This window comes from Petrocella sp. (genome assembly GCF_059865615.1).
This window is the reverse complement of the sequence record NZ_JCBCDA010000072.1, coordinates 16,666-29,057: the sequence shown is the minus strand read 5'-3', so window position 1 is coordinate 29,057 and position 12,392 is coordinate 16,666. Positions and strand designations below refer to the sequence as shown.

The window sequence follows — 12,392 nt, the reverse complement described above, 5'->3', positions numbered from 1 at the left end:
ATTGACTTCGGATAATGAGCTCGATAATGGGTCATCATGCGTCCGATTCGACCTTGCCCTTCTACACCATCTAGCACTAAAGAGATTTGCTTTTCTTTGTAATAGCCATAGGTTTCATAGATTTCATTAAGTACATCCAATAGGGTCTTGCCCTTGGATTTGTAATAGCCGGCTGCTTCACAAAGCAGCATAGTAGCACTAACACCATCTTTATCGCGGACACTTGTGCCCACACTATAGCCAATACTTTCTTCATAGCCCATAATATATTGATACCCTTCATTTGCAAGATCCGGTATGCGGCCACAAATGTTCTTAAATCCGGTTAAAGATTCAAAAGTGGTAAAGCCATAATTGGCCGCAATAACCTTACCTAAATCACCAGTAACAATAGATTTGACAATGGCTGGTTTATTAGGTAATGTGCCATTTTCTTTCATGCTTGCTGCAATATATTGTACAAGGATGGCGCCGGTTTGATTACCGTTAAAGGGAATATAATGACCACTTGAATCTAGCACTTCAATCGCTAATCGGTCGGCATCAGGATCGGTTGCAATAAGAAGCTCAGCACCAATAGATAAACCTAATTTTTCGGCATATTCAAAAGCCCGTGGATCTTCAGGATTTGGATAATCAACGGTTGTGAAATTTGGGTCAGGATGTTCCTGTTCAGGGACAATGGTGATATCAGTATAGCCTTTTTCACAAAGTACGCGCATAACCGGTATACTACCGGTTCCGTTTAGTGGCGTAAAGACGACTTTGATATTCTTGTCCACAGCCTGATCACGAAGGGACAGAGACTTAACCATTTTAATATAGGCATCGTCTTCTTTTTGACCAAGCATAACCAATAAGCCTTGATGAATGGCTTCTTCTTCCGAAATAATTTTAGCACCGCCAAAGATAGGCACTTGGTTGATTTTTTCGGTCATACCATCTGCGATATCATCCAATACCTGTGCACCGTCTTCCCAGTAGACTTTATAGCCACTATATTCTTTAGGATTATGGCTAGCGGTTACATTAATGCCGGAGACAGCGTTTAATTGTCTAAGGGTATAAGATAACTCAGGGGTTGGTTTTAAACGATCAAAAAGATAAGCTTTAATACCATTAGCGGCAAAAACCAATGCTGTAAGTTTAGCGAACTCAGGTGCGAAATGTCGGTTATCATAGGCAATAACGACGCCACTGTCCATGTAAGATTTACCATAATCGGTGATATAATTGGCAATACCTTGTGTAACTTTGGCGATGATATATGAGTTCATTCGATTGGTTCCGGCTCCTAATTTACCTCTAAGTCCTGCTGTACCGAATTCGAGAGATTTGTAAAACCGGTCTTGGATTTGGGTGGTGTCATCTTTTATTCTTAATAATTCTTTTTTGGTGTCTTCATCTACGTAATCACTTTTTAGCCATGATTCGTATACATCCATATAATTCATATGATCACTCCTTTTCGCTATTCTGAAAACAAGGCTTGTTTTCTAATATATGACGCTTTACTAACTTATATGAGTATAACATTAATGGACATGAAAAGAAATATGTCATTATGTCATTATGTATCTGCTAGAAATGAGTCGATTAGTAAATCAAATAAGTTTTGTCTTTAGTAGAAATTAAGGTTATTGGAATTTATTGATGATTTATAGAACAAAATCATGTATAATTAACACGAGTGAAAACTTATATCGTATAAACGAAAGAGGTGTTAATATGAATATATCAAAATTAAGTGAAGATATATATAAACTAAGTGTTTCTTTAGATAATATATTATTTGAAGGGATTTGGGAAATTCCAAGAGGGGTTTCTGTTAACTCCTATATTGTCAAAGGTGAGAAAATAGCGTTAGTAGATGGTGTTTGTGGCTGGGATGGCGTTCCGGAACATCTTTTTGAGATGTTAGACCAGATGGACATGAAAATAGACGATGTAGATTATTTGATTATTAACCATATGGAGCCGGACCACTCAGGATGGCTTGAAGATTTAAGAAGTATCAATGCGAATCTAAGTATAATCTGTACCAAACCTGCAGAACAGCTGCTTGAAGCATTTTATGGTCGTGTAGATAATATTCGTGTGGTTAAGGATGGGGATACACTAGATCTTGGGAATGGGCGTATTCTGTCATTTGCAACCGTACCTAATGTACATTGGCCGGATGCTATGGTGACCTATGATACAAGCACCAGTACATTGTTTTCATGTGACGTTTTTGGAACCTATGGTCACATTGAAGGTAAGCATTTTGATGAAGATTTAACAGAAGAGGAACTGGTTATATTTGAAGAAGAGGGTGTTAGATACTATTCGAATATCGTAGCGACTTTCTCTGATTTTACGAAAAAAGCGTTAGATAAGTTAAAAGATATAGAGATTAAAGTCGTCGCTCCCGGACATGGCTTAGTATGGCGAAAGAATCCCAGTAAAATCATAGAGGATTATAAACGGTACGTTGCATACCAGAAGGAAGCTGATTTACATGAAGTCACCGTGCTTTATGGCTCTATGTATGGTATGACTGAAAAGGCGGTGCTTCATATTATTGAAAAGCTTAAACAATATGAGGTTAAGGTGAACGTACATAGAGTACCTGAGACATCATGGGGAACCATTTTGGCGTCTGTATGGAATTCGCCTGCAATAATTCTTGCAATGCCTACCTATGAATACAAGATGTTTCCACCTATGGCGGCGGTTCTTGAAGAACTTGGTAACAAGAAGGTTCATAATCGTAAAGCACTTAGAATTGGTTCCTATGGTTGGTCCGGCGGTGCACAAAAAGAACTAGATGAGATTATGAAACATAAAGGCATGAAGTGGACGTTTGTTGATCCGGTTGAATTCAAAGGAGCGGCTCTTGAATCAGATTATAAAAAAATGGACGAAGGTGTTGCTCAGTTGATGGACATGATCGGTGTATCAGATACAGTCGTAACAGTTTAAGAGCGTTTATCAATAGTATTGGCTTGAAATGTTATTTAATAAAATGGTTAGAGGGTCAAAACTAAGTTTATCTATATTCACATACAGATGTAGGTGAAAGTTAAACCATATGATTTTGAAGCTTTAATCATAGAATTGAGTGAATATGGCTATGGTAGAAATCATCAACAACCTTAAGAAAAAAGAAATCATCTATCAAAAATCTGTAGATTTACTCAAACAGTATATTGAAAAAAAATACCCTGATTCAACAAGTGCTTATAGAGTCAGGGTTTTTGCCGATGCCATCCATAAAATCATTAATGATCACATACGAGAATTTAGAAGAGATGATCAGAAGCGAATAAAAGAAGCACTATTTTCTGAGATTTCGCAAAAAGATGTTTTTGTAATCTGTGCTTATGATATTATGAAAACATGTGTGGGTCTGGGATTGGATGAAGACGCCTTTATAGAACACTTGACCAGTTGGATTAACCATCAACAGTCCATACCGGTTAATCAACAAACCTTACTAAAAATAACACAGGTTGTAAAAGAAGAACTTCATCTGGAAAATCCAGCAGAAGAAGTTGACGAAGAAAGTCAAGCCTTGCTTAAACAATTAGAAGCTGCTTTCACCGCTAATGCGACGACATATGTGGATTCAGAATATCTACTACTTGATCCTAAAACATTAGATGATAGATTCTTTAATACCAATTATGAGGGTTCAATCGATCAGGTAGTGAAAATATCAACGCCGAATAACTTTGAAGATGTAAGCAATATAGAGGAGGACCTTCAATTGGACCTGTCTATGCCCGCTGAAGAAGTTAAAGATCCTCGACCGGTTAGAGTGGTGGAACGAGAAAGAACGATTGAACCTTTGATTCTAAGATCTGCTCAAAATGATTTAGAAGAAGCGTTAACTTGGTTTGCGAGATTAAAAAACTATTTGAATCATGGTGATTATAAGAAGGACATTAAGCAATTTGCTATAATTATTGTAAGTGTTGTTGTATTGATGATGGTAGCCTTTGCATTAATTGAAAAGCTTAATACAAAAGAAGAGAACGCCGCTGTTCAAAACGATTTGTATATGACAAACCCGGTTAAAATAGGAGAGTTTACAGAAGAAGGAAAGCATGAGGAAGAAAATAATATTCGTATTGATGCCAGCCATTTAGATGCCAGCATCCAGTATAAAAAAATAAACAAAATGGCGCTAAAAAAATGGCTTGAAGCACGTAATGCTAAAATCAGTGAAGATATATATCTGGAAAATCTTATCGATATATCTGAGTTATATGGTGTTAATCCGTTACTCTTGGTTGCCATTACAGGGCAGGAACAGAATTTTGTTCAGAAGGATCATGATTTTGCGGAGCAAATGATTAATAATCCTTATAATGTTTACGTAAGTTGGCAGATTTATAATACAGATTTTGATGAGGCAACACGAATTGCTTCAAGAACAATCTTAACTTTAAGTGAGAATCGACCCCATGATGAAGACCCAGTCAAATGGATCAACAGAAAGTATGCAGAAGATACCAACTGGCATCTTGGTGTCAATACGTTTCTAAGAGAATTAGAGACCGTTGCCGGTCAATAAAGAGGGGACCAATAATGTCTTGTATAGGAGATGGATATGATTAAGTTTGAACTGATTAAGGGAGAGTTGCTAGAACAAAAGGTAGATGTTATTTTGAACCTAACCAATCAGAACTTAGATTATAAAGGTGGTCTAAATGACCTCATTTATAAATATGCAGGCGAAAATCTAGAGAAAGAATGTGGTGAACTGGGAGGCTGTTCAACGGGCAAAGCCAAAATGACCATGTCTTATGATCTTGAAGCCAAGGGGATTGGGTGGATTATTCATGCCGTTGGTCCAAGATATGCGGGTGGCATGTATTTTGAAGATGATCTTCTGGCCGACACATATCAAGCTGTGCTGATGTTGACAGTTAATTACAAAAAGTACTATATGAAACAATGTTTGGATGTACTGGACAAATATATTGGCCATTTGGAAGCATCCGCAAAAAAATCATATACACAAGACACAAAATCTGAACTGATGGATTACTTTGAGCAGCATCCTATAAAATCAATTGCACTTCAATCCATTAGTACAGGCGCATATGGTTATCCAATTGAGGAAGCAGCTAAGATAGCTATTAGAACAATAAAAGCCTTTTGCAGTGACCATGAGCATCTGGAAAAAATTCTGATGGTTTGCCAGGATAAAAACACATATGAAGCATTTAAGAAATATTGTTGAGGGTTAAAAGGAGATGGATGATTATGCGACAAAATATATCAATTGATAAGTCTTGGGGTGTTGTTATTTTACTATTTTTCATATTTCCGCCGCTTGGATTCATTGCAATCATAGCCAAGGTAATTTACATGATTCTACAAACTCAGAAAAATAAAGACTTTGGGTTTTCAAAAGATTTCAAAGAAGAAAGAAAATTTGTTCCGAAACCTCGACAAGATGATGTTGTTATGTCGGAAAAGAAGACTTTTGCAGGCGAGGCAGGTAATCTTGTAGATGTGTGTCTGGATGCACCTGCAGATTTTTTGAATGAGCAAAAAAATGAGGTGTTAAATACAGGCGGTAAAAAAACAAGATCTGAAAATCAACAAAATGCCCTACCAGATTTGACCATTGAAAAAGTTCATATTGACACCATTGTGTCGGTTGAAGAGCTTGAGAAAAAGCTTCATACGGAGCATACAGAATCTGAACACACCCAACCGATAAAGATGATTATCTGCACTATGTGTGGCACAGAAAATCCTATTTATAAAATTGATGTATTCGAAACGCCAAATTGTAAAAAGTGTGGTATGCTACTATTAGATCGATCTTAAGGTATACCCCCTGCTATATCGATACAAATCACAATAGGGTTTGTAAGAAGATATTTATACGTTATAATAAGGTTTGGTTGCAATTTCAATTTGGAGAAAACTTATGAATAAAGAAAATAGGGTAAAAAGCTTTTTACTTATAATAGTTTTTATATTATTAACAGGCTGTAGACCCATAGAGGGGCTAGAGCCAAGTGAAGAATCAACTGAATCTATAGATATTCAGGTTGTGGATACAACACCTGAAGAACCGGAGCCGATACTGGAGCTGGAAGAAAGAGATGCTTTACATGTTCAGATTATTGCGGATGTTCTAAATGTACGCGAAGAGGCTTCAATCAATAGTGCCATTGTGGATAAGGTCAAGGAAGATGATGTTTTTGAAGTCTTAAATGAGGCGGTAGACGCTGATGATCAAGTATGGTACATGATTAAAACAGATCAGGATATTTTCGGTTGGATTTTCGGTTCATACAGTATTGCCATAGACGATGAAGATGTAGCAGATACAAGCAATTAGAGATGGATTAGAAGAGTGAGGTTCCAAGTAGATGGATGAAAAAGATAAAAAGATTGCAGTTTTAATTGATGCAGATAATGTTTCGGAAAAATACATTAAATATATTATGGATGAGATATCTAATCATGGAACCCCAACCTATAAGAGAATATATGGGGATTTTACAAAACCTAATCTTGCTTCATGGAAGAATGTGTTACTCAATTATTCTATTTCTCCCATTCAGCAATATAGCTATACCACCGGAAAAAATGCAACGGATGCGGCTTTGATTATTGATGCTATGGATATTTTATATTCAAGTCATGTAGATGGTTTTTGCATAGTATCCAGTGATAGTGATTTTACAAGATTAGCAGCCAGACTTAGGGAAGCGGGTATGTATGTGGTCGGTATGGGTGAGAAAAAAACACCGACACCATTTATTTCAGCATGTGAGATATTCAAGTATCTTGAAGTACTGGCAGCACCACCAAGTGGCGAAGTGAAGTCAGATAAGGTACCGGCAAAAGAAGAAGCAAGAAAAGAAGGCATCACCAGTAAGCAAGCATTAATTCAGTCTATTAAAACTATAATTACTGAGGCTTCGGACGAAGAAGGTTGGGTTAATCTTGGTGAGGTTGGTACAAGATTGAATAAAAGGTACCCAGATTTTGATACAAGAAACTATGGTCATTCAAAGCTATCACCATTGATTTTAAGTCTTGAGCAATTTGATGTGTTAAAACGTAAGAATCCTAATAGCTTATACGGCATCAATTATTATATTAAAAACAAGGAAGAAAAACCAAAGAAAAGGTAGGTGTTTACGCTCAAAACGAATTAGGTACAATTATAACATAGGGTGATTCGATTCATTCATTGAGTATGAATGATAGAAACTACAACTAAAATAAAAAAGGATTAAAGGTGCGCATATGAAAACGGAGAAAAAAATGTTCACGAAGCAAGTCAAGACGGCTGTTGTCAATCAAGAAAAAAGGATGAACGAAAGTATGTCCATTAAGCTTAAGCTTACGTTATCCCACGTTCTAATTTCAATCATTCCCATAGCCATAGTTGCTATGATGCTCTTTACCAATGGGAAGGAATCAATATTAGAAGAGGTACAAAAAGCGAACCTTGCGTTAGCAGATCAAGTTACAGAGCAGGCCAATCTTAAGTTAGAGGCCATTGACTCGGATTCTAAGCTTTTTTTATATAATGTTAAAATCACCCAATTGGTTAGTCGATCACCTGAAGAATATGATAATACATTTACCTTCATTCAAGAACGAAGGGATAATATAAGGGCACTTTATGTTTCACTTAATGTAACCAAACCAGAGCTAAAAACTGTAGCCTTTATAAAGGAAAATGAAATAATAGATTATGCCAATATTGACTATTTAAGTGATGCTTCGTTTATAGAAAACTTTATGGCCAGTGAATTAAGAGCTCAAGTATTAGAATCAGGCTCACAACCGTATTGGACTTATGGTTTGTATGGTACATCAGATATCTTTTTGTATAAGACCGTGGGCAATGTATATGATATGACAAAGCCAGCAGTTATGATGTTGGCGATTGAACCTACTTATTTAACCAGTATTTTGGACCCCGAAAAGCTAGGACAAGGGACAAAAATGTCAATTGTTGACATGAACGGTCAAGTGGTGGTTTCTTCAGATGAGACGACCGAAGTGGGTAGTATGATTGGCATATCTGATGAGCTTATAGGTAAGGCAATCCAAAGTATTGAAAGTAGTGATAATGAGACATCTATTGCAAATGGTTCTTTTGTTACTAATCGTCAAGTGAACACCGAAACCATGGTGGTTTTCAAAGAATTGGCAAATGGTTGGATGTATGTAGCTGAAATACCAACAGCTACCATTTATGGCGGCATCAATAATATGAAATCTTTGGCAACCCTTATAGTTATATGCTCTTTTGTCTTGGCGATTGTTATAGGACTATTGTTGGCATTTAATATTGCAAAGCCAATTGATTACATACGTAGAAAAATGAAAGCAGTAGAGTTAGGTGATTTGACCGTACGCAGTGTGATCAAAGGCAAGTATGAAATAGGTCAACTCTCAGAGAGTTTTAATGCCATGACGGAAAATATGGCACAGATTATTAAAGAGACAGGTGAGATTACCAGTGAAGTTGCCACAGATTCTGAAGAATTAAAAAGCATAGCGTCTCATTCTGCTTTGGCATCTAAAGAAGTCATAGAAGCAGTTGAGTCATTATCAGAAGGGGCTACAGAACAGGCTCATGATTCAGAAAGAGCGGCAGAGGTAATCAAAGAATTGGTTACAGAAATGAATAAGACAGAAGAAAGCTTCAATGAAGTGGTTAGGGTAACAACCAGAACTAAAAAAACAAGTGTAGAAGCGTCCTCTACAATTGACGATTTGAACGCAACAACAACAGAGACCATTGTATTATTTAATGATATTAAACGGGACATGAATCAATTGACCACACAGTTCAAAGAAATCTTGGGCATCATTGATATGATTAATGCTATTAGTTCTCAAACCAACCTCTTGGCTCTTAATGCAGCTATAGAAGCGGCACGAGCAGGGGACGCAGGTAAAGGGTTCGCTGTTGTAGCTGACGAAGTTAGAAAACTAGCAAGTCAATCCAGTGAAGCCGCAAAAAGTATTAGTGCCATCGTCACAAATATAAATACAGCAACGCAAAAAACAAGCAATATGATTGAAAGTGGAGAAGCTATTTATCAAAGACAAGAAGAAGCTGCCAAGAACACAGGTACCACATTTGCAGATATTGTTAAAGATATGGATAGCATTATTCATGAAGTGGACAATGTATATATTCTACTCTTTGGCTTAGAAGAAATAGAACAAAAGGCTACAGAGTCGATTAATAGTATAGCAGCCGTTGCACAACAATCCGCCGCTGCCATTGAAGAAGTCCTAAGTACAGGTGAAGAACAAACGGCTTCGGCAGAACATTTATCTGAAATGGCCTTGAAATTGTCACAGGTCATAGAAAAGATGGATAACAACATTAAGAATTTTCAAGTATGACCTTGATAGAGTAAACTAATAATCAAAGATCCGGAAAGGATACCATGCAAAATTATAAAATAATCATTGCTTATGACGGTAGAAGATATAAAGGCTATCGAAAAACAAAAACAAATAGCGGGCAAAGTATCCAAGCTAAGCTAGAAGCAATTCTCTATAAGCTATATGAAAAAGACATTGAGGTTATTAGTGCTGTTAATACGGATGCAGGGGTTAGCGCACATTACCAAGTAGTTAACTTTCATGCTCCGGATACGGGCATGAATGAAAAGGGTATTTATGAGTACTTTGAAACCTATCTACCGGATGATATCATCACACTTTCAGTTGAGAAAGTGGATGAACGATTTCATAGTCGATACCTTGCAAGGCAGATTACCTATACTTATAGATTATGGAAAAAGAATGCACCTAGGCGACCACTTTTTGAAAGACAACTTGTCAATGTGATGGATAAGCCATTAGACGTGACATTAATGCGAGAAGGCGCTAAGATTTTCATGGGAAGTCATGACTTTGCAGCTTATGCAACCAAAAGTAAGTCAGGAAGTACCATCAAAGAAATTCAATCGATGGACATAGTGGAAACGGATGTTGAAGTAATCATCTCCATGACTGCAAATGGATATTTGCTGAATATGGAAAGGTACATTATAGGTACTTTGATTCAGATTGGTTTTCTTGAACGAAAGGTAGATTCTATTCACCGAGGGTTTAAAACCAGAGATAATAAAGACGTAGGCCATAAAGCTATGGCTCACGCTTTATGTCTTAAGAAGGTAAGCTACGAATAGTGTTGTAGTAAATAGGAAGCCTTTTAATGATACGCATCAAAAGGAGACACTTATGAACCAGAAGATGTAATGATTCATCCACAAATATGGGAAGCAATCATTGTCCGGTTATTCTAACCCTAAAAGATTAAATGAAAGAATGAAATGTTGACAAGTAACCCATGACATGATATTTTTGTCATAGTCCTTTTATATCTTTATGAAACAAGGGGTTGGTTCGATAGGCAATATGTGAACGGAAGGAAAGTGGTTATGAATAAAACAGAATTACTTGGTCGTTGGACCAAAGAAAAATCTGAAGAATTATACGGTATTAAGAACTGGGGGAGTACTTACTTTTCCATTTCAGATGAAGGCGAAGTATTAGTTAATCCCTATAGCGATAAAAAATCAGCCGTAAGTCTCATGGATATTGTATCCGGTGTTAAGGACAGAGGTCTAGATATGCCTGTCCTATTAAGGTTTGAGAATTTGTTGGATTCGCAAATTACATACTTAAATGAATCTTTTGCCAAAGCGATGAAGTCTTTAGATTATAAAGGCGTTTATAGAGGCGTCTATCCTATAAAAGTGAACCAACAACAACAGGTTGTTGAAGAAGTTACTAAGTTTGGGCAGAAATATCATCATGGCCTTGAAGTGGGTAGTAAACCGGAACTCATCGCGGCTTTGTCCCATATTAAGGATAAAGAATCTTGCCTTATTTGTAATGGCTATAAAGATGAAGAATTCATCGATTTAGGTCTTTACGCGACTAAAATGGGCTTCAATTGTTTTTTTGTTATAGAGATGCCCAATGAACTGGATATTATTTTAGAAAGATCAAAAATTCTAAACATTAAGCCGAATATTGGCGTTCGAATCAAGCTATCGGCAAAAGCCGGCGGACACTGGACAGATTCCGGTGGTGACCGTAGCATTTTTGGACTTAATATGTCTCAAATCATTGAGATTGTAGATGAGCTGAAGGCAAAAGACATGCTTGACAGTCTTAAGTTGTTACACTACCATTTGGGTTCCCAGATTCCGAATATTCGAGATATTAGGAATGCTGTACTTGAAGCTGCAAGGGTCTATGCTGAATTGGTGAATGAAGGCGCTACCATGGGCTACCTAGATCTAGGCGGAGGGTTGGCCATCGATTATGACGGTTCCAGTACCAATTATACCAACAGTAGAAACTATACAGTAGATGAATATTGTATGGACGTGGTAGAAGCGGTTATGCGTGTTATGGATCAAAGAGAAACACCCCATCCGATAATCATTACCGAATCAGGACGTGCATTGGTTGCATATTATTCTATTTTACTTTTCAATGTACTGGATGTGGCTGTTTTTGAAGAGTATGAGATTCCAGAAAAATTGGACGAATCCTTGCCGGAACAAATTAGAAATCTATATGAAGTGAATAAGAGCATTAATCATAAAAATATTCAAGAATGTTATAACGATGCGCTTTACTATAGAGATGAGATTAAAGATATGTTTAAACATGGCCGGATTAGTCTGCGGGATCGTTCTTTCTCTGAAAAGATTTTTTGGAATACGATTCATCAAATCGCCAAGGCTAAAAAGAAGTTGAAATTTGCACCACCGGAACTTGAAGACATTGAAAGTGCGATTGCAGATATTTATTATTGCAACTTCTCAGTCTTTCAGTCAATCCCTGACAGTTGGGCCATCGATCAGTTATTTCCCGTTATGCCCATTCATAGATTGCTTGAACTGCCGAAGCGAAACGCCGTTATTGCAGATATTACCTGTGATTGTGATGGTAAGATTGATAGATTTATTGACCTACATGATGAAAGATCCACATTACCCCTTCACGAGTTGCAAAAAGATGAATACTATTTAGGAATTTTTTTAGTTGGTGCCTATCAAGAAACACTAGGAGACTTACATAATCTATTCGGAGACACCAATGTCATTAGTGTTCGTATTAACAAAGATGGTAGCTTTGAACTGATTAAGGAGATTCAAGGGGATAGTGTAGAAGACGTACTATCTTATGTGGAGTTTGATGTAAAGCAAATGCGAGCGAATTTTAGAGAAACTGCGGAAGAGGCCATAAGAGAAGGCTTAATGACGCCAAGTGACCGAAAGGAAATCATGCTCTCCTTTGACAATGGCTTAAGAGGGTATACTTACTACGAAAGATAGACTTATAATGAAAGACAACCATAATCTAACTCAACCCTC

The 12,392-nt window shown here is 37.0% G+C and carries 10 protein-coding genes; 9 read left to right on the top strand and 1 reads right to left on the bottom strand.

Annotated features, from left to right (window positions below; all coding sequences use genetic code 11):
• Positions 1-1,454, bottom strand: a 1,454-nt coding sequence (locus AC6F8J_RS08605) for a phospho-sugar mutase (RefSeq protein ID WP_500722576.1), incomplete at its 3' end; no start/stop codon positions are given.
• A 274-nt stretch (positions 1,455-1,728) separates the two neighbouring features.
• Between AC6F8J_RS08605 and AC6F8J_RS08600 the strand changes: the two genes are divergently transcribed.
• The 9 genes from AC6F8J_RS08600 (at position 1,729) to speA (ending at position 12,353) form a co-directional block, all read left to right on the top strand.
• A complete protein-coding gene (locus AC6F8J_RS08600; RefSeq protein ID WP_500722574.1) occupies positions 1,729-2,964 on the top strand; it encodes an oxygen-binding di-iron domain-containing protein in 1,236 nt (411 codons plus the stop codon).
• A gap of 151 nt (positions 2,965-3,115) precedes the next feature.
• Positions 3,116-4,561, top strand: a complete 1,446-nt coding sequence (locus AC6F8J_RS08595; protein WP_500722573.1) for a hypothetical protein — start codon at positions 3,116-3,118, stop codon at positions 4,559-4,561.
• 36 nt (positions 4,562-4,597) lie between these two features.
• A complete protein-coding gene (locus tag AC6F8J_RS08590) occupies positions 4,598-5,233 on the top strand; it encodes a macro domain-containing protein (RefSeq protein WP_500722571.1) in 636 nt (211 codons plus the stop codon).
• Positions 5,234-5,256: 23 nt separating this feature from the next.
• A complete protein-coding gene (locus AC6F8J_RS08585) occupies positions 5,257-5,829 on the top strand; it encodes a hypothetical protein (RefSeq protein WP_500722569.1) in 573 nt (190 codons plus the stop codon).
• Between the two features lie 103 nt (positions 5,830-5,932).
• On the top strand, positions 5,933-6,349 hold the full coding sequence (locus tag AC6F8J_RS08580) for an SH3 domain-containing protein (protein ID WP_500722567.1): 417 nt from the start codon (positions 5,933-5,935) through the stop codon (positions 6,347-6,349).
• Between the two features lie 31 nt (positions 6,350-6,380).
• Positions 6,381-7,151, top strand: coding sequence for an NYN domain-containing protein (locus AC6F8J_RS08575; RefSeq protein WP_500722565.1), 771 nt, complete (start codon positions 6,381-6,383; stop codon positions 7,149-7,151).
• 115 nt (positions 7,152-7,266) lie between these two features.
• Complete coding sequence (locus AC6F8J_RS08570; protein ID WP_500722563.1) at positions 7,267-9,393, top strand: methyl-accepting chemotaxis protein; 2,127 nt, start codon at positions 7,267-7,269, stop codon at positions 9,391-9,393.
• 44 nt (positions 9,394-9,437) lie between these two features.
• Positions 9,438-10,187 (top strand): tRNA pseudouridine synthase A, encoded by a 750-nt coding sequence (locus AC6F8J_RS08565; RefSeq protein ID WP_500722561.1) that lies wholly within the window; start codon positions 9,438-9,440, stop codon positions 10,185-10,187.
• 252 nt (positions 10,188-10,439) lie between these two features.
• Positions 10,440-12,353: a biosynthetic arginine decarboxylase gene (gene speA, locus AC6F8J_RS08560; protein ID WP_500722559.1), complete on the top strand. Its 1,914-nt coding sequence runs from the start codon at positions 10,440-10,442 to the stop codon at positions 12,351-12,353.
• The last annotated feature ends 39 nt before the right edge of the window (positions 12,354-12,392 follow it).

Bases quoted from the DNA above. Each gene is read 5' to 3' on its own strand.
- AC6F8J_RS08600 (WP_500722574.1), top strand. From the start codon at position 1,729: ATGAATATATCAAAATTAAGTGAAGATATATATAAACTAAGTGTTTCT.
- AC6F8J_RS08595 (WP_500722573.1), top strand. From the start codon at position 3,116: ATGGTAGAAATCATCAACAACCTTAAGAAAAAAGAAATCATCTATCAA.
- AC6F8J_RS08590 (WP_500722571.1), top strand. From the start codon at position 4,598: ATGATTAAGTTTGAACTGATTAAGGGAGAGTTGCTAGAACAAAAGGTA.
- AC6F8J_RS08585 (WP_500722569.1), top strand. From the start codon at position 5,257: ATGCGACAAAATATATCAATTGATAAGTCTTGGGGTGTTGTTATTTTA.
- AC6F8J_RS08580 (WP_500722567.1), top strand. From the start codon at position 5,933: ATGAATAAAGAAAATAGGGTAAAAAGCTTTTTACTTATAATAGTTTTT.
- AC6F8J_RS08575 (WP_500722565.1), top strand. From the start codon at position 6,381: ATGGATGAAAAAGATAAAAAGATTGCAGTTTTAATTGATGCAGATAAT.
- AC6F8J_RS08570 (WP_500722563.1), top strand. From the start codon at position 7,267: ATGAAAACGGAGAAAAAAATGTTCACGAAGCAAGTCAAGACGGCTGTT.
- AC6F8J_RS08565 (WP_500722561.1), top strand. From the start codon at position 9,438: ATGCAAAATTATAAAATAATCATTGCTTATGACGGTAGAAGATATAAA.
- speA (WP_500722559.1), top strand. From the start codon at position 10,440: ATGAATAAAACAGAATTACTTGGTCGTTGGACCAAAGAAAAATCTGAA.